The following is a 23,199-nucleotide window of genomic DNA, read 5'->3' as shown; positions in this document are numbered from 1 at the left end:
CCCGGTCGGTGGACCGGGCCCCGACGTGCCTTTCGGGCGGTGCTCACGTCCTGCTCAGCACGTCGGTACTTCGCGGGACGGTCCTTCGCGCCAGTCCCTCGCGAACTCGTCTTTCGCGAACTGGTCCTTCGCAAGCCGGTACTTCGCAAGCCGGCCTTTCGCGTCAGTCCTCCGCGAGAACGAACGAGGCGCGCTGCAGCGGCTCGCCGGAGGCCTTCGCCTCGACGAGGTACGTACCCGGCCCCGCGGATCCTGCGGGCGGCGTCGCGCACTGCGGGGCGCTCTTCTTCCGGTCCCACTCCACGGTGTGAACGATGGTCGCGCCCGCCGGGACCTTCAACAGCACACTGCCCGCGTCGCGCGGACAGTCCTTGGACGACCACACCTCGGCGTCGTCACCACCGGCCTCGGTGATGGTGAGCACCGCGCTCTTCGGTCCGAAGTCGGCCTTGCAGGCGGTGGACGAGGTGTTCTTGGCGATCAACTGGAACTTCGGCTTCTCGCCGGGGCCGTACTCGAGCGCGGTGCGCAGGGTCAACTGCAGGGCGGAAGGAGTGCAGTCGGGAATCGAAGAGCCGACCGGGACCTGCTGGCCCTCGGTTCCGCCACCGGACACGCTGCCGGAACCCGATCCGGCGCCGGATTCGCCGTTGCTGCCGTCGCCTGTCCCGCCCGTGGTGCCCTCGGAACCCGCGTCGGTACCGCCGCTGCCGTCACCGCTCCCGTCCGTGGTACCCGACTCGTCTCGCCCGCCCGGCTGTTGACTGATGGCGGACTCGGTACTGGAAGGTCCAGGACCGATGGAGTGGGCGGGACCGGACCCGTTGGGCCGGGAATCGTCCTTGTTCCCCTTGCTCCCACCGGAGGTGACGACCCATACGATCAGCAGCGCGAGCAGCGCAATCAGCGTCGCCGCTACGGCCCTCCGTCGCCAGTAGATGGTGGAGGGAAGCGGCCCGATCGGATTGCGCAGAGATCCCACGGCGCAAACTGTACGAGAGATCGGCGCCAACTCCCGCCCCACCCGCCGCTCCGACTCCCAAGTTTTGCGGATCATCATCATGGGGTGGCTGGATTCCAACCCCTCATTTCGTCAGGTGTGAACCCCGACGATCGCGCAATGTGACGATCCCGCACCATTGAGTACGGTCAGTCACATGAAGAATTCGCTCACTGCGGCTGTGCACAGGGACCTCACCGACTTCGCGTGCGGCGCGCCACCGTGGGTGCGGCATCTCGCCGAAATACAAACGGAACCCGGGCCGTTGGTCTTCGGTGTCCTGATCGTCGTGGGCCGGTGGCGGGTGCGCGGAGAGGATGCGGGGAGCCTTGGCCCTGTCGGTGCTTGCGCCGCTCGCGACGGTGGTCGTTCATGGAGTCGGTGAGGTGTTCACGACGGTCGTGGACGGGGGGTCTCCGTGCCGCCCGGCGCGGCGACCTCGTTGACGCCCTGCCCGCCGATGGGTGACTGGTCGTTCCCGAGCCATCACGCGGCCATGGCCGGCGCGGCCGCCGTCGCACCGGCCCGTGCCCGGACGCGCACGGTCCGGTTGCCGTGGCGGCACTGGTGCCACTCCTGCCGTCCCGTCCGCCGTACTCGCTCGTCCGGACGGTGCGGGGCAGCCGGGCATATCCCTCACGGTCTGGATATCGGACGGGCGGGCGGCCGGACCGGGGCCACAGACGCGGACGCCGCTCGGGCCGGGCCCGAGCGGAGGCACGAGCGGAGGTCCGGGCGAAGACACTCACCGGGTCACATCGTGGGGACAGACGGGTGGGATTATCACCCCAAGGGCCCCTCAAGCGGGACGACACCACCGTGACCATGACCATCGTCTGCCCTCCCGTGTCAGGATCGACATGCGATGACTGCCATGACTGCGACACAGACGCCCCCCACATCCCTCCACGCTCCCGTCATCGGGTGGTTCGACCAGCACGCCCGCGATCTGCCCTGGCGCCGCCCCGAGGCGGGCGCCTGGGGTGTGATGGTGAGCGAGTTCATGCTGCAGCAGACCCCCGTCAGCCGGGTCATCCCGGTGTACGAACAGTGGCTGGCCCGCTGGCCGCGCCCCGCCGACCTGGCCGCCGAGCCACCCGGTGAAGCGGTCCGCGCCTGGGGCCGGCTCGGTTACCCGCGGCGTGCGCTGCGGCTGCACGGGGCCGCGCAGGCCATAACGGAACGACACGGCGGCGACGTACCGAGCGAGCACGGCCAGCTGCTCGCACTGCCCGGGATCGGTGAGTACACAGCGGCGGCCGTGGCCTCGTTCGCGTACGGACAGCGACATCCCGTACTCGATACGAACGTCCGCCGGGTGTTCGCCCGGGCCGCGACCGGCATTCAGTACCCGCCGAACGCGACCACCGCCGCCGAGCGGAAACTCGCCCGCGCGCTCCTCCCCGACGAGGACGAACGGGCGGCCCGCTGGGCGGCAGCCACGATGGAACTCGGCGCGCTCGTCTGCACCGCCAAGAACGAGGACTGCACGCGATGCCCGATCGCGACGCAGTGCGCCTGGCGGCTGGCCGGGAAGCCCGCGCACGAGGGGCCTCCGCGCCGCGGTCAGACCTACGCCGGTACGGACCGGCAGGTGCGCGGACGGCTGCTCGCCGTTCTGCGTGAGGCGGTGACCCCGGTGTCGCAGACGGCACTGGACACCGTGTGGGACGAGCCCGTGCAACGGGCACGGGCGCTGGACGGCCTGGTCGCCGACGGCCTGGTCGAGCCACTCCCGGGCGGCCAGTACCGACTTCCGCTGAGCTAGGAGCGGAGCAGAAAGCCCTCCCCCTCCGCTGTTACACAACCGATGGACAGCCGTGCGTCGGCGTATGGCTGCTCCGGACAACGCCGTGACAACCGCTCCGTAACGTCTCCGTCCGTCGGCCCACCAGTGGCCGGCAGAGGATCGACGGGGACGGAGGCGGTTGGAATGGCGCAGGGCGAGGTGCTCGAATTCGAAGAGTACGTACGCACCCGGCAGGACGCTCTGCTACGCAGTGCGCGCCGCCTGGTCCCCGACCCGGTGGACGCGCAGGACCTGCTGCAGACCGCTCTGGCCCGTACCTTCGGCCGCTGGGACGGCATCGCCGACAAGTCCCTGGCCGATGCCTACCTGCGCCGCGTCATGATCAACACCCGTACGGAGTGGTGGCGGGCCCGCAAGCTGGAGGAGGTGCCCACCGAGCAGCTGCCCGACGCCAGCATCGAGGACGGCGCCGAGCAGCGCGCCGACCGTGCTCTCCTGATGGACGTCCTGGGTGTACTGGCTCCCAAGCAGCGCAGCGTCGTCGTGCTGCGACACTGGGAGCAGATGAGCACGGAGGAGACGGCCGCGGCGCTCGGTATGTCGGCCGGAACGGTGAAGAGCACACTGCACCGGGCGCTGGCGCGGCTGCGCCAGGAGCTGGAGAGCCGCGAGGCCATGAGCAGGGAAGCCAGGATCCGTGAGGACCAGGGCCACACGGCGGGTAACCGGGCTCCGGCCGCCGGTCCGGCGGCGCAGCGTGCGCGGGTGGGGGCGCAGGTCCGCGGACAGGCTGACCGGCGTCATGACGAACGGGGGCGGGAGCGGTGCGCGGCCTGACAGGCAGCGGTGAACACGGGGACACGGCCACCGGCAGAAGCGGTACCACCGGCAGGGACACGGTGACCGGCGGAAGCGGGGCGACCCGCGGCGGTGGTCGCCGGCTGACCGGTTGGGCGGCGAGCGGTACGACACTGGTCGGGCTCGCCGTTTTCGCGCTGCTCGCCGTCAGCTGTTCCACCGGTGGTACGGGCACGCGTGACGAGGGCCCGGCCGGCACCCAGCCGGTCGCTCAGGCCACGCCGTCGGCCGCCGCGCCGTCCACGGCGAAGCCCGTCCCGCAAGTCGATCCCGTCCGGCTGGTCAAGCGGGACTCCCGGGTGAGCGAGCGGGTCAGGACGGACCTGAAACCCTGCACGGGCAACGAGTACCCGGTCGACTCCTCGTACGGCAGGCTGACGGGCGGCCCCTCGCCGGACGTCGTGGTGAACGTGATGACCTGCGGCGACGCAGTGGGCGTCGGCACCTATGTGTACCGCCGGCAGAGCAACGGCGCGTACGAGAACATCTTCACCACCGAGCAGCCCGCGGTCTACGGCACCATCGACCGGGGCGATCTGGTCGTGACGACGCAGGTGTACGAGAAGAAGGACACGGTCGCGTACCCGTCGGGCGAGGAAGTGGTCACGTACCACTGGGCCAACAACCGGTTCACCGAGCACGACCGGGTGCACAACGACTTCAACAGAGCCGTCGGCAACGGAGAAGGGAAATTCCCGGAGCCCACGGAACCGACGAAGAACTGAGAGCAGTCGATGGCCGAGACCCACGTCCTGTTCGTCGAGGACGACGATGTCATCCGCGAGGCCACCCAGCTGGCGCTGGAGCGTGATGGATTCGCGGTCACCGCGATGCCCGACGGCCTCTCCGGCCTGGAGGCGTTCCGGGCCGACCGGCCGGACATCGCCCTGCTCGACGTGATGGTGCCGGGCCTGGACGGGGTCAGTCTGTGCCGCCGTATCCGCGACGAATCGACCGTGCCCGTGATCATGCTGTCCGCCCGTGCCGATTCGATCGATGTGGTGCTCGGCCTGGAGGCCGGCGCCGACGACTACGTCACCAAGCCGTTCGACGGCGCTGTTCTGGTCGCCAGGATCCGTGCCGTGCTGCGCCGCTTTGGTCACGCCTCGGGCGGACAGCCGGGGGGCGCGGAGGCGGAGTCGAAGCCCGCCGGCGGGGTGCTGTTCTTCGGTGACCTGGAGGTCGACACCGAGGGCATGGAGGTGCGCAAGGGCGGCGCGCAGGTGGCGCTGACCCCGACCGAGATGCGGCTGCTGCTGGAGTTCTCGTCCGCGCCCGGCACGGTGCTCTCCCGCGACAAACTGCTCGAACGGGTCTGGGACTACGGCTGGGGAGGGGACACCCGGGTCGTGGATGTCCATGTGCAGCGACTGCGTACCAAGATCGGGCAGGACCGGATCGAGACGGTCCGCGGTTTCGGCTACAAACTCAAGCCATGAAGCGGTTGGCACTGCGGACGGGGGTCCGCTGGAAGATCAGTATCGCGATCGCCGCAGTGGGCGCGCTCATCGCCGTGGCGCTGAGCCTCGTCGTCCACAACGCCGCTCGCGTCTCGATGCTGGAGAACGCCCGTGAGGTCCAACTGGAGCGGCTGACGTACGCTCAGCTGCTGTACGAGGCGACGAAGACGAAGAAGACCGATCCCAAGTTCGGCGCCAAGCTCAACGACCCGACGATGCCGCGGAGCCTGCGGGCGGAGACCCGTAAGAACCGGCGCGCCACGCATGTCGACGAGTACGGGAACGGGGTGCCCGATGTGTGGGCCGCCGTGCCGCTGGCCAATGGCGACGTGCTGTCCCTGCACACCCGCTTCGCGGACCGTTCCGCCACGATCATGGGCGATCTCGACCGGGCTCTGATCATCGGCTCCGTCTCGGTGGTCTTCGGTGGCTGCGCGCTGGGCGTGCTGATCGGCGGGCAGCTGTCGCGCCGACTGCGCAAGGCGGCGGCCGCGGCCGGAAAGGTCGCGCAGGGCAATACGGAGGTACGGGTCCGGGAGGCCATCGGCGGGGTCATCCGGGACGAGACCGATGAGCTGGCCCGTGCGGTGGATGCCCTGACGGACGCGCTGAACGAACGGATCGAGGCGGAGCGCCGGGTCACCGCGGACATCGCGCACGAGCTGCGCACCCCCGTGACCGGGCTGCTGACGGCGGCCGAGCTGCTGCCGGCGGGCCGACCCACCGAGCTCGTACGGGACAGGGCGCAGGCGATGCGCACGCTCGTCGAGGACGTGCTGGAGGTGGCCAGGCTGGACAGTGCGTCGGAGCGTGCCGAGCTGCAGGAGATCGCGCTCGGGGAGTTCGTCAGCCGCAGGATCGCGCTGCTGGACCCCGATGTGCGGGTCCACGTGGTGCACGAGTCGTGGGTCAACACCGATCCGCGCCGGCTGGAGCGCATCCTCGGCAATCTGCTGGGGAACGCCGCGAAGCACGGCTCCACTCCGGTGGAGGTCACGGTCGAGGGCCGAGTGGTGCGGATACGCGACCACGGCCCCGGTTTCCCGGAGGCGCTGTTGCGTGAGGGCCCGAGCCGGTTCCGTACCGGAAGCAGCGACCGCTCCGGTCGCGGGCACGGCCTCGGGCTGACGATCGCGGCCGGTCAGGCCCGGGTGCTCGGCGCCCGGCTGACGTTCCGCAACGCGGCGCCGCAGGGCGCGGCGGAGGGGACCGGCGGGGCGATCGCCGTGCTGTGGCTGCCGGAACACGCCCCGACGAACACCGGCAGCTTCCCGATCCTGCACCTCGCCGAACAGCGCGGGCCCGGGAGCTCGCGGGCGGTCGCGCCTTCGGACGGCACACCGTTCGGCGGCTGATCCGGCCGGAGAGCGACGAAGGGGCCCTGGGGCTCGCGGTCCGCGCGCCCCAGGGCCCCTGGTCGTTGCCGGGTCAGACGTTCTCGGTCTGCTTGGCGTCGGCCACCGGCGCCGGTGCCTCCGCGCCGCTCACGGCGGTGGGCTCCGGCTTGGGCTCCGGCTTGGTCTCCGGGCCCGCTCCCCGCAGCGGGACCTCCGTGACGAACACCGCCGCCACCAGCGCGACCACGCCGACCGACGCGCCGACCAGGAAGGCGATGTGTGTGCCGGACGACACCGCGAACTGGTACGCCTCACGCACCGCGTCCGGCAGCTTCGCCAGGCTCGCCGCGTCCAGTTGCGCGGACTTCGAGGTGGCTGCTCCGCCGCCGCGGGCCGCCATCTCGTCCTGCACCCGTCCGGTGAACAGCGCCCCCATGATCGCGACACCGAAGGAGCTGCCGAGCGTACGGAAGAGGGTGGTCGCGGAGGAGGCGACGCCCATGTCCTTCAGCTCGACGCTGTTCTGCGCGACAAGCATCGTGATCTGCATCAGGAAGCCCATGCCCGCGCCGAGGACCGCCATGTAGATGCCGGAGGTGAAGCGGGTGGTGCCGGTGTCCATCTGCGAGAGCAGGAACAGGCCGGCCACCATCAGGATGGAGCCGATGATGGGGAAGATCTTGTACTTGCCGCTGCTGGTGGTGACCCGTCCGGCGATCAGCGAGACGACCATCATCGAGAGCAGCATCGGCAGGAGCAGCAGACCGGAGTTGGTCGCGGACGCACCCTGGACGGACTGCTGGAACAACGGCAGGAAGAGCACCGCCCCGAACATCACGAAGCCGGACATGAAGCCGACGACCGACATCAGCGTGAAGTTGCGGTTGCGGAAGATGTGCAGCGGAATGATCGGTTCGGCAGCCTTCGTCTCGACGAAGAGGAAGCCGACGAGCGAGACGACACCGATCGCGACGAGCTCCATGATCACGGCGGAGTCCCAGGCGTACTCCGAACCGCCCCAGGTGGTGACCAGCACGATCGCGGTGATGCCGAGGGTCAGCAGTCCCGCGCCGAGGTAGTCGACCTTCGCCTTGGTGCGCTTCTTGTCCGGCAGGTGCAGTACGACGGTGACCATGGCGAGGGCGACGGCGCCCAGCGGCAGGTTGATGTAGAAGCTCCAGCGCCACCCGAGGTGGTCCGTGATGGTGCCGCCGACCAGCGGTCCGCCGATCATGGCGATCGCCATCACACCGGCCATCAGGCCCTGGTACTTGCCGCGCTCGCGGGGCGGCACCAGGTCGCCGATGATGGCCATGACACCCACCATCAGGCCGCCCGCGCCGAGCCCCTGGATCGCGCGGAAGCCGATCAGCTGACCCATGTCCTGGGCCATGCCGCTCAGTATGGAGCCGATCAGGAAGAGCACGATGGACGTGAGGAAGATGCCCTTGCGCCCGTACATGTCGCCGAGCTTGCCCCAGATCGGAGTCGAGGCCGCGGTGGCCAGGGTGTACGCGGTGACGACCCAGGACAGATGCGCCAGGCCGCCGAGATCACCGACGATCGTCGGCATGGCCGTGCCGACGATCAGGTTGTCGAGCATGGCCAGCAGCATGGTGATCATCAGGGCGAGCATCACCACCCGGACGCTGCGCTGCCGCGGCTCGGGTGCGGCGAGCGGCTCGTCGGCAGTCTGCTCGGCCGCTCTGCCGCCCGGCTCCCCGTCCGCCGCCTTCTTCAGGTCCGACATGGTTCCCAACTCCCCTGATCCCCTGTCAGCCGGGCCCTTACCTGCCGACCGGCTAGTTGACTACACTGGGGAAAATAGACCCGTAACTAGCCGGGCGTCAAGTAAGTTTTTTTGGGAGAGCACCATGGGCAGCACGCCGCAGCCACGCCGTGGCAATACGCGCCAGCGCATCCAGGACGTCGCCCTGGAGCTCTTCGCCGAGCAGGGTTACGAGAAGACCTCGCTGCGCGAGATCTCCGAGAGGCTGGACGTCACCAAGGCGGCGCTGTACTACCACTTCAAGACCAAGGAAGACATCCTCATAAGCGTCTTCGAGGACCTCAACCGGCCCGTCGAGGAGCTGATCGTCTGGGGCAAGGAACAGCCGCGCACCCTGGAGACGAAGAAGGAGCTCCTGGTCCGCTACTGCGACGCACTGACCGCCGCGGCGCCGCTCTTCCAGTTCATGCAGGAGAACCAGGCGACGGTACGGGATCTCAGCATCGGGGAGACCATCAAGGGCCGCGTCGTGGCCCTCGTCGATCTGATCAAGGAACCCGACGCACGGCTGACCGACCAGGTGCGCTGCTTCACCGCACTCTTCGCCCTGCACGCGGGCATGTTCGCCCTCAAGGACTTCGAGGGCGACCCCGAGGACAAGCGCAAGGCCGTCCTCGAAGTCTCCTTCGATCTCATCACCCAGGCCCACGGCCCGGACACCCCCTAGCGGGGTCCGGGCCGTGGTGGGGTCGCCAGGTCGGGTCAGACCGTGACGCCCTCCTTGTGCAGGAACGAGACCGGATTGATCGCCGAACCGTAGTTGGCGGTGTGACGGATCTCGAAGTGCAGGTGCGGGCCGCTGGAGTTACCCGTGTTGCCGGAGAGGGCGATCTTCTCGCCCGTGGTCACGGTCTGGCCGACGCGCACGTCGATCCGCGACAGGTGCGCGTACTGCGAGTACGTGCCGTCGCCGTGCTTGATCACGATGGCGTTGCCGTACGCGGGGCCGTCGCCGCCGCCGTTCGGGCCGGCCTTCACGACGGTGCCGGAGTGCGCGGCCTCGACCCTGGTACCGATCGGCACGGCGAAGTCCTGGCCGGAGTGCTTGTGCGCCCAGCGGCTGCCGTCGGTGCCGAAGCAAGCGCTCAGCGTGTAGTGGCGGACCGGCGTCTCCCAGGAGGCGGCCTTGACGGCGGCTCCCCTCGCAGCGTTGCGCGCGGCCTTCTTCGCCGCATCGGCCTTCTGGGCCGCCGCCTTGCCCTGCGCGGCTGCCTGCTCGGCGACCGAGTCGGCCGTGGTGGCGCTGATCAGGCTCGTGGTGCCGGGGGCGCTCGCCGGGGCCGCCGCGAACGCAGCGCCCGCGCCGAGAACCATCGACGTCCCCAGGCCGGCCGCCACCACAGCGCCACGGACACGGGACATGGACGGGCGGCGGGAGTGCTGGAACGTCACGCGCTTCGACATAAGCGGAGATCCTCCGGATGTGAGTGGACCCGGCTTGTCCGCCGGGCTGGCCATCCCTTGGTAACTCGCCACCCCACTAATACTCAAACACCCCATCTACGAAGAAAAGCCGTATTCAGGGCTCAGAGAACCGGCCGTCACGGGCCCTGAATCCTCGATGGGCAACTCGGCCGGATCTCCTCGGCCGGACAGGTTTAACCCCAGCTCCAAACCGCCCGAAACGGACATGTTGCCGTGTTTCGGGCCTCCCCTTCCGTCGCGCCGAAGGCCCCGTTCCGCTGCGGGGCGAAGACCCCATCCGCGATCACGGTCCCGTCTCCTATGCCTCGTAGTAAGGCCGAATGGGGGTGTGCTGCTTGTCACCGCCGACAGGACCGAAGACCGTCCGATTCGGGACCTTCGGCATGCAACCTGACTACGCTGTCACCGCCCGGACCTTCCGGCTCGTCTACGAGGAGACCGGGACGCAACTGCGCCACGAGCGGGTGCACGGCTACTGCCCCGGGGATCCGCGGTACGAGGAGGAGTACGCGGCCGCGATCGGGGCCGCGTACCGGCGTACGAAGGTCTTCGGGCGACGAGCTCGGGCGGCGCGACTCCGAGTGGGACCTGGACACCGCGTATCTCAGCCTGGAGGCACAGCGGAACACCACCGGCCCGGCCCGGCAGACCCTGCGCACACCCCAGCGCATCGACGCGCTGCTCGCCGACCGCCCCCGGGTTCTCCTGCGGGGCGACGCGGGTGCCGGGAAGACCACACTGCTGTGGTGGCTGGCCGCACATGCCTCGGCCGGGACACTCGGCCCGCAGCTGGCCGCGCTCAACGGCCCGGTGCCGTTCGTCGTACCGTTGCGCACCCCGATGCGGAACGAGGACATCGAGGCGTTCGTCGCCGCCCGGCACCGGGCCGCCCGGCTGGACGACGACGACCACGACACCATCGCCCAGCTGGAACGGGATCTGACCCAGCAGTTCGCCCAGAACTCCGCCCTGCGCAGTCTGGCCCGCACCCCTCTGCTCGGCGCGGTGATCTGCGCCCTGCACCGACGACGTCAGGGCATCCTCCCGGAGACCCGCTGGAGTCTGTACGACTCGGCCCTCACCATGCTGCTCGGCGACCGGGACCGGCGGCGCAGGATCGAGGCCCCCGACGGCATCACGATGAACGTGGAGGAGCAGGCCCAGCTCCTCCAGCGCATCGCGATCTGGCTGGTGCGGGGCGGCCAGTCGGAGCTTCGCCGCTCCCAGGCGCTCCATCAGCTGGAACGGGCCCTGCCGGGCATGGAGCAGGTACGGAGCCAGGGCTCGGCCGACGAGATCCTGACGCATCTGCTGAACCGCAGCGGGGTGCTCCAGGAACGCACCGACGGTGTGTACCAGTTCGCCCACCGCACCTTCCAGGACTTCCTCGCCGCGAAGGAATTCGTCGAGGGGGACCATCTGGACGAACCTCGCCGCCCTTGGGCGAGCGCCCCAGGTGACCCACCTCGCTGTACATGTGGTGTCACCGGCGGAGTTCGACGCCGAGGCGGCCCTTCCCTCCGTCAAGGACCTGGTGCTCCGCTTCACCACGGGCGAGGCCGCGCTGGAGCAGATCCCCCGCACCTTCCCCGCATTGGAGTCGCTCCTGCTCACCCCGGCCGCACGCGGGGGGTTCATCGATCTGTCCCCGCTCGAAGCCCTGCCCGGCCTCCGGGTGGGCGTCATCGGCGGTTCGCCGATCACCGGCGGCGAAGGGCTCGTCATGCGCACCTGACGGCACAGCGAAGGGGCTGCCCCGGAACCGTACGAAACGGTCCTGGGGCAGCCCCTTCGGATGCTCGGACGCTCAGCGCGCCCTTACACGTCCTTCGTCAGGTTCGGGCCGGCGCCGCCTGCCGCCTGCTCGATCGGCGGGACGTCGGGCAGTGCCGACTTCTCCTCGCCGCGGAAGGTGAACTTCTTCTCCTCACCCTCGCCCTCGGTGCCGACGACCACGATGTGACCGGGGCGCAGCTCACCGAAGAGGATCTTCTCGGAGAGGATGTCCTCGATCTCGCGCTGGATCGTCCGGCGCAGCGGCCGGGCGCCCATCACGGGGTCGTAGCCCTTCTTCGCCAGGAGCGACTTGGCTTCCGAGCTGAGCTCGATGCCCATGTCGCGGTCCTTCAGGCGCTCGTCCACCTTGGCGATCATGAGGTCGACGATCTGGATGATGTCTTCCTCGGTGAGCTGGTGGAAGACGACCGTGTCGTCGACACGGTTGAGGAACTCCGGCCGGAAGTGCTGCTTGAGCTCCTCGTTGACCTTGTTCTTCATCCGCTCGTAACCGGTCTTGACGTCGCCCTGGGCCGCGAAGCCCAGGTTGAAGCCCTTGGAGATGTCCCGGGTCCCGAGGTTGGTCGTCATGATGATGACCGTGTTCTTGAAGTCCACGACCCGGCCCTGGGAGTCGGTCAGGCGACCGTCTTCCAGGATCTGGAGCAGGGAATTGAAGATATCGGGGTGGGCCTTCTCGACCTCGTCGAAGAGGACGACGGAGAACGGCTTGCGGCGCACCTTCTCGGTGAGCTGGCCGCCCTCTTCGTAACCCACGTAACCGGGGGGAGAACCGAAGAGGCGGGAAACCGTGTGCTTCTCGCTGAACTCCGACATGTCGAGGGAGATCAGCGCGTCCTCGTCGCCGAAGAGGAATTCGGCGAGCGTCTTGGAGAGCTCGGTCTTACCGACACCGGACGGGCCGGCGAAGATGAACGAGCCACCGGGGCGCTTCGGGTCCTTCAGACCGGCTCGCGTGCGGCGGATCGCCTGCGAGAGGGCCTTGATGGCGTCCTTCTGGCCGATGACGCGCTTGTGGAGCTCGTCCTCCATGCGCAGCAGACGGGAGGACTCCTCCTCCGTCAGCTTGAAGACGGGAATGCCGGTCGCGGTGGCCAGGACTTCGGCGATCAGCTCGCCGTCGACCTCGGCCACGACGTCCATGTCGCCGGCCTTCCACTCCTTCTCGCGCTTGGTCTTCGCCGCCAGCAGCTGCTTCTCCTTGTCGCGGAGGGAAGCTGCCTTCTCGAAGTCCTGCGAGTCGATGGCCGACTCCTTGTCGCGGCGGACACCCGCGATCTTCTCGTCGAACTCGCGGAGGTCCGGCGGTGCGGTCATCCGGCGGATACGCATTCGGGAACCGGCCTCGTCGATCAGGTCGATCGCCTTGTCCGGCAGGAAGCGGTCCGAGATGTAGCGGTCGGCCAGCGTCGCGGCCTGGACCAGCGCCTCGTCCGTGATGGAGACGCGGTGGTGGGCCTCGTAGCGGTCGCGCAGACCCTTGAGGATCTCGATGGTGTGCGGCAGCGACGGCTCCGCGACCTGGATGGGCTGGAAGCGGCGCTCGAGAGCGGCGTCCTTCTCCAGGTGCTTGCGGTACTCGTCGAGCGTCGTCGCACCGATCGTCTGGAGCTCGCCTCGCGCCAGCATGGGCTTGAGGATGCTCGCGGCGTCGATCGCGCCCTCGGCGGCGCCCGCACCCACGAGGGTGTGGAGCTCGTCGATGAACAGGATGATGTCGCCGCGGGTGCGGATCTCCTTGAGGACCTTCTTCAGGCGCTCCTCGAAGTCACCGCGGTAGCGGGAGCCGGCGACCAGCGCACCGAGGTCGAGGGTGTAGAGGTGCTTGTCCTTGAGGGTCTCGGGCACCTCACCCTTGACGATGGCCTGCGCCAGGCCCTCGACGACCGCCGTCTTGCCGACGCCGGGCTCGCCGATGAGGACCGGGTTGTTCTTGGTACGGCGGGACAGCACCTGCATGACCCGCTCGATCTCCTTCTCGCGCCCGATGACCGGGTCGAGCTTGGATTCGCGAGCGGCCTGGGTGAGATTCCGGCCGAACTGGTCGAGCACCAGGGACGTGGAGGGCGTGCCCTCCGCGGGGCCGCCCGCGGTGGCCGCCTCCTTGCCTCCCGAGTACCCGGAGAGCAGCTGGATGACCTGCTGCCGCACCCGGTTCAGGTCGGCGCCCAGCTTCACGAGGACCTGGGCGGCGACGCCCTCGCCCTCGCGGATCAGGCCGAGCAGGATGTGCTCGGTGCCGATGTAGTTGTGGCCAAGCTGAAGAGCCTCTCGGAGCGACAGCTCCAGGACCTTCTTGGCTCGGGGAGTGAAGGGGATGTGCCCGGACGGGGCCTGCTGGCCCTGACCGATGATCTCCTCCACCTGCTGGCGGACCGCCTCGAGCGAAATCCCGAGGCTCTCCAGGGCCTTAGCGGCGACACCCTCACCCTCGTGGATAAGGCCCAGGAGGATGTGCTCGGTGCCGATGTAGTTGTGGTTGAGCATCCGGGCTTCTTCCTGAGCCAGGACGACAACCCGCCGCGCGCGGTCGGTGAACCTCTCGAACATCGTTAATCGCTCCTCAGAGCGGTCAGGCAGTAAGGGGTCGGTCCCCTCCCTGTCCTTCCGCAGCTTAGTCCCGCAAGCGGGGACCGCTCATTCCAACTGCCGACACCCGTCCTTGGCCTCCTGCCCCGAACGCCGACAACTGCTCCAACCCGATGGTGCGAGACGATGTTCCCGCAGGCCAGGCAGATACCCCTATCGCCAGTACGCCGATGGCGAACGTGAGACGTGCCGAACTGCGTGTCGCCCCTCCCCACTAGGGATGTTCTTACCCGCAATTACAGACAGTCCATGCGGCGCACGCCGGTTCCCTCCGCTACGGGCGAACAACCTTGTGCACGGAATTACGCTCGCACGCCCCCATCATGAACACGCAACGCATGCGGTCGCAGACTCTGCGTAACTCTTGGGGTGGCCCGACAGTTCTTCGGGCATGACCCTCACCGTCCCGCCCCCACGCGAAGCGCTCGCCGACGAGCGCAGGGGTGACTGTGCGTGGTGGTACGAGCACAAACTCGGCTGGCCGACGGAAGGGACAGCTCCGGTGCAGTTGCCGACCGGACTGCGGTTCGACGTCCTGGAACTGCCTGCGGCCGCGGGGTACGCGGCGCTGCGACGGGTGGGGCGCACCGGGCCTGTGGCGCTGACGGGGCAGACCATGGGGCTGCTGGTGGCCGCGGGGAGCGCCGACGAGCTGCCGGGGCTGCTCGACTGGCTGGAGTGGGGCGGGGTCGCCCTCGCGCTGACCGCGGTCGGTACGGGCGGGCGGATCCTCGCACCGGCGCCGCCCGGCTGGGCTCCCGGCTCGCCGGGGGCCGCCGTATGGCTGCGGCCCCCCGAGCTGCGGCACGAGGGGAAGCCGGAGCTCCCGGCCCTCGCCGGCCTCGGGAGCAGGGGTGGGGATGCTCCCGATCTCGTACGGCTCGTGGACGCGATGGCAACGGAATGCCACCGGGCCCGGTTGATTCGTGCCCGGACGGGGCGGACGACAACGGTGCAACCGACAGCGGAACTGTCGGCAAGGGGACTGCCGACGGGTCAGTCGGCAGTTCAGCCGTTGGCCTTCTCGTAAGCCTCACGGATCTCTGCCGGAACACGACCACGGTCATTCACATTGTGACCGTTCTCGCGCGCCCACTTACGGATCTCAGCGGTGTCCTTGTTGCCGCCGGTAACGACGCGACCCTTGCCACGACCCGCCGCGGCGCGGCCACCGGTACGCCGGCCACCCTTGGTGTAGGGCTCAAGAAGACCACGGAGCTTGTCCGCGTTGGTCGTGGTGAGGTCAATCTCGTACGTCTTGCCATCCAGAGCGAACGTCACTGTCTCGTCTGCCTCGACACCGTCGAGGTCATCGACAAGAAGGACCTGAACCTTCTGTGCCACCGGATTTCCTTTCATCGAAAATGCAGTACGCGGAAAGGAAACCGCTTTTCCCCGGAAAACACAAACCCCTGGGAGAGGTTCAGGAGCGCGAGAACACGGGAAACATGCGCGATTCGGACATAGGGTTCCGGCGTCTTCCGACGGTCACAGGTGCAGAAGCATCCGACTGTTGCCCAGGGTGTTCGGCTTCACTCGTTCGAGACCGAGGAACTCTGCTACGCCCTCGTCATAGGAACGCAGCAGCTCGCTGTAGACATCTGTGTCGACCGGCGTCTCTCCGATCTCCACGAAGCCGTGCTTGGCGAAGAAGTCGACTTCGAAGGTGAGACAGAAAACCCGGCGCACACCCAGCCAGCGGGCGGTCTGCAACAGCTTGTCCAGTACTTGATGCCCTACACCGGCGCCCTTGATGCTGTGATCGACGGCGAGAGTACGGACTTCCGCGAGGTCTTCCCACATCACATGGAGTGCGCCGCAGCCGATGACCCGGGCGTCCTCGTCGCGTTCCGCGATCCAGAACTCCTGGATGTCCTCGTAAAGCGTCACCGTTGCTTTGTCGAGCAGGATGCCTTCGCGTACGTACCCGTCGAGGAGACGACGGACCGAGGGAACGTCGCTCGTCCGGGCACGCCGGACGGTGATGGCTGCGTTTATAACCGACGGTTCGGTACGGAAATCGGTATGCGGAAGCTCTGAGGGCATGCCCAGACGCTATCGCCCGGACTCCGCGTCTGCGCCATCGGCCGGACGGTCGCCGGCCTCCGGCAGCTCCGGCGATACGATCCGCATCGCGTCGCTGAGAGCTTCCCGCTGCTCGGCGGACATCATGCCGAAGAAGGCGACAAGAGCGGCGGCGGGGTTGTCGCTGTGGGACCAGGCTTCGTTCATCAGTGCGGCCGAGTAGGCGGCGCGGGTGGAGACCGCCGTATATCGATATGCGCGGCCTTCGACTTCCCTGCGCACCCAGCCCTTCTGATGGAGATTGTCCATTACCGTCATCACGGTCGTGTACGCGATGGACCGTTCCTTCTGAAGGTCCTCAAGGACTTCCCGCACGGTGACCGGACGGTTCCATTGCCAGACCCGTGTCATCACGGCGTCTTCCAGCTCTCCCAATTGGCGAGGCACAGCGTCACCTTAGTGCTAGATGTCTGGAATGACCGATTATTTACGCAACAAAAGGGCGTGCGGCTCCTGATGAGCCGCACGCCCTTCATGCGGTGCGGGATGCGGTACGCGAGGTGCGGTACGCGCCGTACCGGTCAGACGCCTTCGGCCCGCGGCGTCTGCTGCGCCGCCTCGGCGCGGCTGAGCGCCGAGTCCACGGCCGCGTCCTCCTTGGCCTTGTTCGGGCCGCCCTGGCTCTTGACGATCGTCACGACGAGGCCGATGAAGAAGGCGGCCATCACCACGGGGGGCACGAGCGCGGATACGTAGTCCATGGGATCCAGAGTAGCGAGCCCGGTACGGACTTCCGCGCTCCCCCTCCGTCGTCCTGCGGCTATCCGGCGGCGCGCTGCTGCGGAGGCGGGACGGGTCGGCGGCGGGGCGGGAAGACCTCCGAGGGCTTCGGAGCGGGGCGCTCGGACGGTGGGACCGGACGGGCCGGGTCCACCGGGGCCTTCGGCTTCTCGGGTTCTGCGGCCGCGGCCCGGCCACCGGGAAGGGCGAGCAGACGGCTGCGCGGGGCGGGTGCTGTCGTGGGGACGGCGCGCCCGGCGAGACGGGCCCGCACCGATCGCTCGGCGAGCACGTGGCAGCGCTCCAGGAGCGCTGCGGCAACCGGTCTGCCGCGTTGGGTACGCAGGGCGGCCAGATCCTCCGGACGGGGGTCGTATCCGGCGGCCAGGGCGTCCTGGAGCAGCTCCAGATAGCCGGTGACCGAACCTGGCAGGGCGTCGCGGTAGCGGACGAGGTCGGTGAGGAGGAACGCGCGCAGCCGTCCCGCCTCCCCGACCGCCTCGTCCAGGGAACTCGCGAGCCGCAGGCAGTCCTGGACGTCCTCGTCGGGCAGGGGCGCGGGGCGGAGGGCGTTGGCGAGGGCGCGTCGGAGCACTCGCAGCTCGTCCGCGCTGAACGCCATACCGCCGCGTGATCCGTAAGGCGTGGGCATGAAGCGACAATACGTGCTAAATGGACAAAATCCGTTTAACTGGGCGCCGACGGCGCGGCGGCAGCCTTCGCGCCGCCGCGCCGTTCCCGCAGGTACCCGGCGCGCGTCCTACATCCGGGCGATGTTGCGCTCGTACACGAGTCGCAGCCCGATGAGCGTGAGCCAGGGCTCGTGCTCGTCGATGACGGAGGACTCCCCCAACACCATCGGAGCAAGACCGCCGGTCGCGATGACGGTGACGTCGTCCGGGTCGGCCGCCAGCTCCTTCTTCATGCGCGCGACGACGCCGTCGACCTGGCCCGCGAAGCCGTACACGATGCCCGCCTGCATGGCCTCGACCGTGTTCTTGCCGATCACGCTGCGCGGCCGGGCCAGCTCGATCTTGCGGAGCTGGGCGCCCTTCACGCCGAGCGCCTCGACGGAGATCTCGATGCCGGGGGCGATGACCCCGCCCGCGTACTCGCCCCGGGCGGAGACCGCGTCGAAGGTGGTCGCCGTGCCGAAGTCGACGACGATCGCCGGGCCGCCGTAAAGATCGACGGCCGCGACCGCGTTGATGATCCGGTCCGCGCCGACCTCCTTGGGGTTGTCCATCAGGATCGGGACGCCCGTTTTGATGCCCGGCTCGACGAGCACGGCCGGCACGTCGCCGTAGTAGCGGCGGGTGACCTCGCGCAGCTCGTGCAGGACGGCCGGGACCGTGGAGCAGATCGCGATGCCCTCGATGCCGTCGCCCAGCTCCTCGCCGAGCAGCGGGTGCATGCCCATCAAGCCGTTGAGCAGCACCGCGAGCTCGTCCGCGGTACGGCGGGCGTCGGTGGAGATCCGCCAGTGCTCGACGATCTCCTCACCGTCGAACAGGCCCAGGACGGTGTGGGTGTTGCCGACGTCGATCGTGAGCAGCATCAGACGCCGGCCCCGTCGGTGTCGCGGAAGTCCAGGCCGATGTCGAGGATCGGCGAGGAGTGGGTGAGCGCGCCGACGGCCAGGTAGTCGACGCCCGCGGCGGCGTAGGCACCGGCGGTGTCGAGGGTGAGCCGGCCGGAGGACTCCAGGACCGCGCGGCCGCCGACGAGCGCGACGGCCTCCTCGGTCTCGGACGGGGTGAAGTTGTCCAGCAGGATCAGGTCGGCGCCCGCCTCCAGGACCTCGCGGACCTGATCCAGGGTGTCGACCTCGACCTCGATCGGTACGTCCGGGAACTCGTCCCGCACCCGCTTGAACGCCTCGCCGACGCCGCCCGCCGCGATGACGTGGTTGTCCTTGACCAACGCGGCGTCGGAGAGCGACATCCGGTGGTTGACTCCGCCGCCGCAGCGCACCGCGTACTTCTCCAGGGCGCGCAGGCCCGGGGTGGTCTTGCGGGTGTCGCGGACCTTCGTCTTCGTGCCTTCGAGCACATCGGCCCAGGCACGGGTCGCGGTCGCGATGCCGGAGAGCCTGCAGAGCAGGTTGAGCGCGCTGCGCTCGCCGGTGAGCAGGTCGCGGGTGCGGGTGGTGACGGTCAGCAGTTTCTGGCCGGGGGCGACGCGGTCGCCGTCCTCGACATGGCGCACGACCTCGAACTCGGCCGTGCAGACGATGGAGAGGACGGCCTCGGCGACGCGAAGACCTGCGACGACACCGGCTTCGCGGACGGTGAAGTCACCGGTGGCCATGGCCTCCTCGGAGACCGTGGCGACCGTCGTGACGTCCACACCGCCGTCGAGGTCCTCCTCGATGGCGACGTGCGCGACGTCCTCGACCTGGACCGGGTCGAGGCCCGCGTCGGCGAGCAGCTGGGCGAGGTCGGGGTCGAGACCGCACTCCAGGGGGTCCAGCTCGTAGCCTTCTTCCCCGCCGCAGCCGCAGGCGTCCCCGCAGCCGCCCGCGGCCGGTGCCGGCGCGCCGATCTGGATCAGCGGTACGTCCACGGGTGTGGGGCGCGGATTCTCTTCGGGCGTGCTCACGGTTACGGCTCCTCGGGAGTGGGGTGGTTCGTGGGTGCTGCTGCGCAGTCTGGTGCCCCCGCCGCGTGTACGGGCGGGAATGCCTCGGACTCCGTACGGGCCAGGACGAGCTGCCGGTCCGGGGTGATCCGGACGGCGAGGTGACGACGCCAGGTCTCGTCGTCGCGTTCGGGCCGGTCCTCGCGCCAGTGGCAGCCGCGGGTCTCCTCGCGCTGCCGGGCGGCGGCGACCAGGACGCGCGAGACGAGGAGGAGGTTGGTGGACTCCCATGCCTCGACGCCGGGCACCGCGACCTTGGGCTCGGGCGCCTCGGCGTCGGCGGCGGCCCTGCGGTGCAGGGCCTCCAGCTCGTCGGCGGCAGTGGCGAGGCTGGTGGCGGAACGGAGGACTCCGGCGCCCCGGGTCATGATCCGCTGGATCTGCGGCCGCACCTCGGGGGCGAGGAGCGGGGTGAAGGCGGGGAGTGCGGCGGCAGCGGTTTCGGAGGCCGGTGCCTGTTCGGTGCGCGGCCCGCTCTCGACGATGTCCGCAGCGATGCGTTCGGCGAAGACCAGCCCCTCCAGGAGCGAGTTGGACGCCAGCCGGTTCGCGCCGTGCACGCCCGTGCAGGCGACCTCGCCGCACGCGTACAGACCCGGGACCGTCGTCCGGCCGCGCAGGTCGGTGCGGATGCCGCCGGAGGCGTAATGCGCGGCGGGCGCCACCGGGATGGGTTCGGTGATCGGGTCGATGCCGTGGGCGCGGCAGGCCGCCAGGATCGTGGGGAACCGCTGCTCCCACATCTCGGCGCCGAAGTGGCGGGCGTCGAGATACATGTGCTGGGTACCGTGCACCTGCATCTGGCGGGTGATGGCCTTGGCGACGATGTCGCGGGGCGCCAGCTCCGCAAGTTCGTGCTGCCCGACCATGAACCGCGTACCGGACGCGTCGACGAGATGGGCTCCCTCGCCCCGTACCGCTTCCGATACGAGGGGCTGCTGGCCCTCGGAGTCCGCACCGAGGAAGAGAACCGTCGGGTGGAACTGGACGAACTCGAGGTCGGAGACCTCCGCACCGGCCCGCAGGGCGAGCGCGACACCGTCGCCGGTGGAGACCGGCGGGTTGGTCGTGGCGGAGAAGACCTGGCCCATGCCGCCGGTGGCGAGGACCACCGCGGGGGCGTGGACCGCGCCGACGCCGTCGTGCTGGCCCTCGCCCATGACGTGCAGGGTGACGCCCGCGGTACGGCCTTCGGCGTCCGTCAGCAGGTCGAGGACCAGGGCGTTCTCCACGGTGTGGAGGGCGGCGGTGCGGACCGCCGCGACCAGGGCGCGGGAGATCTCGGCGCCCGTCGCGTCGCCGCCGGCGTGGGCGATACGGCGGCGGTGGTGGCCGCCTTCGCGGGTGAGCGCGATGTCGCCGGTCTCGGTGGTGTCGAAGTGCGCGCCGGTCTCGATCAGACGGCGTACGGCGTCCGGGCCCTCGGTGACCAGGGTCCGCACGGCGGACTCGTCGCACAGACCTGCGCCCGCGACCAGCGTGTCGGCCAGGTGCTGTTCGGGGGTGTCGCCCTCGCCGAGCGCCGCCGCGATGCCGCCCTGCGCCCAGCGGGTGGAGCCGTCGTCGAGGCGGGCCTTGGTGACGACGACGGTGGCGAGGCCCGCGGCCGCGCAGCGCAGCGCGGTGGTGAGGCCGGCGACACCGGAGCCGACCACCACGACATCCGCGTCGATGGCCCAGCCGGGGGCGGGGGCGGTCAGCCGTATTCCGGTCACGTGTCGGCTCCGAAGGTCAGCGGGATGTTGTCGATGAGTCGGGTGGCACCCACCCGCGCGGCAACGGCGAGGATCGCGTCACCGGTGGTCCGGTCGTCGGGGATCTCGGTGAAGTCGGCCGGGTCCACGAGCGCCAGATAGTCCAGTGCGAGCGGGGGCTGCGCGGCGGCCGCGTCGTCGAGGATCGTGCGCGCCGCGGCGCGTACCGCCGCGGGTCCGTCGCCCGGCCGGGCCCAGGCCACCGCCTGGGTGTCGGCGGCCGCGCGGACCTCGCCGAGGCGGGTGAGCGCGGCGGCCCGGCCCGTCGTCGCCGTGGTGGTCTGCGCGCGGGCGTGCAGCGCCTGCTGGGCGGCGAGCCGGTCCTGGGCGGCGAACAGGGCCCGGGAGAGGGCGAGGGCGGTGTGGCGCTCCTCGGCGTCGAGGAAGCGGTTCCGGCTGGAGAGTGCGAGCCCGTCGGGCTCGCGGACCGTCTCCACGCCGACGATCTCCACCGGGAAATTCAGATCGCGCACCATGCGGCGGACCAGCGCCAGCTGCTGGGCGTCCTTCTGTCCGAAGAACGCGGCATCGGGGCGGGTGAGGTGCAGCATCTTGGCGACGACGGTCAGCATCCCGTCGAAGTGGCCGGGGCGGGACGCCCCTTCCAGCCGCTCGCCCATCGGGCCTGCGGTGATCCTGACCTGCGGTTCGCCGCCGTGGTAGACCTCCTCGACGGACGGGGCGAAGACGGCGTCGGCTCCGGCCGCGCCCGCGACGGCGAGATCGGCGTCGAGGGTGCGGGGGTAGCGGTCGAGGTCCGCTGCCTCACCGAACTGCAGCGGATTGACGAAGACGGTGACGACGACCTGGCCGTCCGGTCCCGCGGCGGTGCGTGCGGCACGGATCAGGGTGGCGTGGCCCTCGTGCAGGGCGCCCATCGTCATGACGACGGCCCGCGGCCCCTTGCCCGCGCCGAACGCGGCGAGTTCGGCCGCCGTGCTCAGCAGAGTGGCTCCGGTCCTGTTCATCGCGTCCCTCCCGGTCCGGTGCTGCCCGCGCCGTCGGCACCGCCCACGCCGTCGGCCAGGACGCCGAGCAGGTCCTCCGCCAGCTCCGGCTTGAGCAGGCCGTGCGCGAGCGCCCGGTCGGCGGTGGCGCGGGCCATCGCGAGGTAGCCGGCCACGGTCTGCGGGGCGTGCCTGCGCAGCTCCGCTATGTGCGCGGCGACCGTGCCCGCGTCGCCGCGGGCGACCGGGCCGGTCAGCGCGTTGTCACCGGAGCGCAGCGCGTTGTCGAGCGCGGCGCCGAGGAGCGGGCCGAGCATCCGGTCGGGGGCCGCGACCCCTGCCGTGCGCAGCAGCTCCATCGACTGGGCGACCAGGGTGACCAGGTGATTCGCGCCGAGGGCGAGCGCCGCGTGGTAGAGCGGGCGGGAATCCTCCGCAATCCATTCGGGTTCGCCGCCCATCTCGATGACGAGTGCCTCGGCAGCGAGCCGCAGCTCCTCGGGGGCGGTGACGCCGAAGGAGCAGCCGGCCAGCCGCTGCACGTCGACGGCGGTGCCGGTGAACGTCATCGCCGGGTGCAGGGCGAGCGGCAGCGCGCCGGCCCGCAGTGCGGGGTCCAGGACCCGGGTCCCGTAACGCCCCGACGTGTGGACGATCAGCTGTCCCGGGCGGACCGCGCCCGTCTCGGCGAGGCCCTCGGCCAGGCCGGGCAGGGCGTCGTCGGGGACGGTCAGCAGTACCAGCTCGGCGCGGGCGAGCACCTCCGCGGGCGGCACGAGGGGAACGCCGGGCAGAAGTGTGGCGGCGCGGCGCACGGACGCGTCGGAGACACCCGAGACGGCGACCGGGCGGTGTCCGGCGAGCTGCAGGGATGCGGCGAGGGCGGGGCCGACGCGGCCCGCGCCGACGACGCCGACGGTGAGGCGGGCGGGGCGGTCCCTCGCGTCGAGGGGCTCCCTGGGTGTTGTTGCGTTCACGCGGCGATGGCCTTCCGTTCCAGTCCGCGGGGGGTACCGGACGATTTCTCTGCATGCTACGCCAGCGTTTC

At 69.9% G+C, this 23,199-nt stretch carries 23 protein-coding genes; 8 read left to right on the top strand and 15 right to left on the bottom strand.

The window, feature by feature from the left end:
- Positions 1 to 163: 163 nt before the first annotated feature.
- Positions 164 to 982 (bottom strand): hypothetical protein, encoded by an 819-nt coding sequence (locus AB0I23_RS16125; RefSeq protein ID WP_359109801.1) that lies wholly within the window; start codon positions 980 to 982, stop codon positions 164 to 166.
- Positions 983 to 1,865: 883 nt separating this feature from the next.
- Between AB0I23_RS16125 and AB0I23_RS16120 the strand changes: the two genes are divergently transcribed.
- The 5 genes from AB0I23_RS16120 to cseC all read left to right on the top strand — a co-directional run bounded on the left by AB0I23_RS16120 (position 1,866) and on the right by cseC (position 6,423).
- A complete protein-coding gene (locus AB0I23_RS16120) occupies positions 1,866 to 2,768 on the top strand; it encodes an A/G-specific adenine glycosylase (RefSeq protein WP_359109800.1) in 903 nt (300 codons plus the stop codon).
- 165 nt (positions 2,769 to 2,933) lie between these two features.
- Complete coding sequence (locus AB0I23_RS16115) at positions 2,934 to 3,587, top strand: SigE family RNA polymerase sigma factor (protein WP_359109799.1); 654 nt, start codon at positions 2,934 to 2,936, stop codon at positions 3,585 to 3,587.
- Positions 3,575 to 4,333, top strand: a complete 759-nt coding sequence (locus tag AB0I23_RS16110) for a hypothetical protein (protein ID WP_436846940.1) — start codon at positions 3,575 to 3,577, stop codon at positions 4,331 to 4,333. The genes AB0I23_RS16115 and AB0I23_RS16110 overlap by 13 nt, the downstream gene beginning before the upstream one ends.
- Positions 4,334 to 4,342: 9 nt before the next feature.
- Positions 4,343 to 5,047 carry a two-component system response regulator CseB gene (cseB, locus tag AB0I23_RS16105; protein WP_359109798.1) on the top strand — a complete coding sequence of 235 codons (705 nt, stop codon included), beginning with the start codon at positions 4,343 to 4,345 and terminating at the stop codon, positions 5,045 to 5,047.
- The gene (gene cseC, locus AB0I23_RS16100; protein WP_359109797.1) at positions 5,044 to 6,423 is read left to right on the top strand and encodes a two-component system sensor histidine kinase CseC; all 1,380 of its coding nucleotides are present in this window, start codon (positions 5,044 to 5,046) and stop codon (positions 6,421 to 6,423) included. The genes cseB and cseC overlap by 4 nt, the downstream gene beginning before the upstream one ends.
- A 73-nt stretch (positions 6,424 to 6,496) precedes the next feature.
- Here the strand turns inward: cseC and AB0I23_RS16095 are convergent, their stop codons facing one another.
- On the bottom strand, positions 6,497 to 8,155 hold the full coding sequence (locus AB0I23_RS16095) for an MDR family MFS transporter (protein ID WP_359109796.1): 1,659 nt from the start codon (positions 8,153 to 8,155) through the stop codon (positions 6,497 to 6,499).
- Positions 8,156 to 8,279: 124 nt separating this feature from the next.
- Here AB0I23_RS16095 and AB0I23_RS16090 point away from each other — a divergent pair, with 124 nt between their 5' ends.
- Positions 8,280 to 8,861: a TetR/AcrR family transcriptional regulator gene (locus AB0I23_RS16090; protein ID WP_359109795.1), complete on the top strand. Its 582-nt coding sequence runs from the start codon at positions 8,280 to 8,282 to the stop codon at positions 8,859 to 8,861.
- Between the two features lie 35 nt (positions 8,862 to 8,896).
- Here the strand turns inward: AB0I23_RS16090 and AB0I23_RS16085 are convergent, their stop codons facing one another.
- A complete protein-coding gene (locus AB0I23_RS16085; protein ID WP_359109794.1) occupies positions 8,897 to 9,598 on the bottom strand; it encodes a M23 family metallopeptidase in 702 nt (233 codons plus the stop codon).
- Between the two features lie 423 nt (positions 9,599 to 10,021).
- On the bottom strand, positions 10,022 to 11,038 hold the full coding sequence (locus AB0I23_RS16080; protein ID WP_359109793.1) for a hypothetical protein: 1,017 nt from the start codon (positions 11,036 to 11,038) through the stop codon (positions 10,022 to 10,024).
- Positions 11,039 to 11,096: 58 nt separating this feature from the next.
- Between AB0I23_RS16080 and AB0I23_RS16075 the strand changes: the two genes are divergently transcribed.
- A complete protein-coding gene (locus tag AB0I23_RS16075; protein ID WP_359109792.1) occupies positions 11,097 to 11,354 on the top strand; it encodes a hypothetical protein in 258 nt (85 codons plus the stop codon).
- Between the two features lie 83 nt (positions 11,355 to 11,437).
- Here AB0I23_RS16075 and AB0I23_RS16070 read toward each other — a convergent pair whose 3' ends face one another.
- The gene (locus tag AB0I23_RS16070) at positions 11,438 to 13,966 is read right to left on the bottom strand and encodes an ATP-dependent Clp protease ATP-binding subunit (RefSeq protein WP_037691061.1); all 2,529 of its coding nucleotides are present in this window, start codon (positions 13,964 to 13,966) and stop codon (positions 11,438 to 11,440) included.
- Between the two features lie 430 nt (positions 13,967 to 14,396).
- On the opposite strand from AB0I23_RS16070, the gene AB0I23_RS16065 reads away from it, so the two are divergent.
- Positions 14,397 to 15,035, top strand: coding sequence for an SCO3374 family protein (locus tag AB0I23_RS16065; protein WP_359109791.1), 639 nt, complete (start codon positions 14,397 to 14,399; stop codon positions 15,033 to 15,035).
- Here AB0I23_RS16065 and AB0I23_RS16060 read toward each other — a convergent pair.
- The 10 genes from AB0I23_RS16060 to AB0I23_RS16015 all read right to left on the bottom strand — a co-directional run bounded on the left by AB0I23_RS16060 (position 15,014) and on the right by AB0I23_RS16015 (position 23,128).
- A complete protein-coding gene (locus AB0I23_RS16060; RefSeq protein WP_359109790.1) occupies positions 15,014 to 15,349 on the bottom strand; it encodes a histone-like nucleoid-structuring protein Lsr2 in 336 nt (111 codons plus the stop codon). The genes AB0I23_RS16065 and AB0I23_RS16060 overlap by 22 nt on opposite strands.
- A gap of 144 nt (positions 15,350 to 15,493) precedes the next feature.
- Positions 15,494 to 16,051 carry an amino-acid N-acetyltransferase gene (locus tag AB0I23_RS16055; RefSeq protein ID WP_051956392.1) on the bottom strand — a complete coding sequence of 186 codons (558 nt, stop codon included), beginning with the start codon at positions 16,049 to 16,051 and terminating at the stop codon, positions 15,494 to 15,496.
- Between the two features lie 9 nt (positions 16,052 to 16,060).
- Positions 16,061 to 16,477, bottom strand: a complete 417-nt coding sequence (locus AB0I23_RS16050; RefSeq protein ID WP_359109789.1) for a BlaI/MecI/CopY family transcriptional regulator — start codon at positions 16,475 to 16,477, stop codon at positions 16,061 to 16,063.
- A gap of 134 nt (positions 16,478 to 16,611) precedes the next feature.
- Entirely contained in the window at positions 16,612 to 16,791 is a 180-nt protein-coding gene (locus tag AB0I23_RS16045) for a hypothetical protein (RefSeq protein ID WP_359109788.1), read from the bottom strand.
- Positions 16,792 to 16,850: 59 nt separating this feature from the next.
- Positions 16,851 to 17,432 (bottom strand): hypothetical protein, encoded by a 582-nt coding sequence (locus AB0I23_RS16040; RefSeq protein ID WP_359109825.1) that lies wholly within the window; start codon positions 17,430 to 17,432, stop codon positions 16,851 to 16,853.
- Positions 17,433 to 17,570: 138 nt separating this feature from the next.
- Positions 17,571 to 18,368 (bottom strand): type III pantothenate kinase, encoded by a 798-nt coding sequence (locus tag AB0I23_RS16035; RefSeq protein ID WP_037691052.1) that lies wholly within the window; start codon positions 18,366 to 18,368, stop codon positions 17,571 to 17,573.
- Positions 18,368 to 19,411: a carboxylating nicotinate-nucleotide diphosphorylase gene (gene nadC / locus AB0I23_RS16030; protein WP_359109787.1), complete on the bottom strand. Its 1,044-nt coding sequence runs from the start codon at positions 19,409 to 19,411 to the stop codon at positions 18,368 to 18,370. Before nadC ends, AB0I23_RS16035 begins: the two co-directional genes overlap by 1 nt.
- A 2-nt stretch (positions 19,412 to 19,413) precedes the next feature.
- Positions 19,414 to 21,165: an L-aspartate oxidase gene (locus tag AB0I23_RS16025; protein ID WP_359109786.1), complete on the bottom strand. Its 1,752-nt coding sequence runs from the start codon at positions 21,163 to 21,165 to the stop codon at positions 19,414 to 19,416.
- Complete coding sequence (gene panC / locus AB0I23_RS16020; protein WP_359109785.1) at positions 21,162 to 22,172, bottom strand: pantoate--beta-alanine ligase; 1,011 nt, start codon at positions 22,170 to 22,172, stop codon at positions 21,162 to 21,164. The genes AB0I23_RS16025 and panC overlap by 4 nt, the downstream gene beginning before the upstream one ends.
- A complete protein-coding gene (locus tag AB0I23_RS16015) occupies positions 22,169 to 23,128 on the bottom strand; it encodes a Rossmann-like and DUF2520 domain-containing protein (protein ID WP_359109783.1) in 960 nt (319 codons plus the stop codon). The genes panC and AB0I23_RS16015 overlap by 4 nt, the downstream gene beginning before the upstream one ends.
- Positions 23,129 to 23,199 lie beyond the last annotated feature (71 nt).

The organism is Streptomyces atratus (assembly GCF_040655115.1).
GTDB classification, from domain to species: Bacteria; Actinomycetota; Actinomycetes; order Streptomycetales; family Streptomycetaceae; genus Streptomyces; species Streptomyces atratus_D.
Note: the sequence above shows the minus strand (reverse complement) of the source record. Positions and strands in the feature narration are given on the sequence as shown.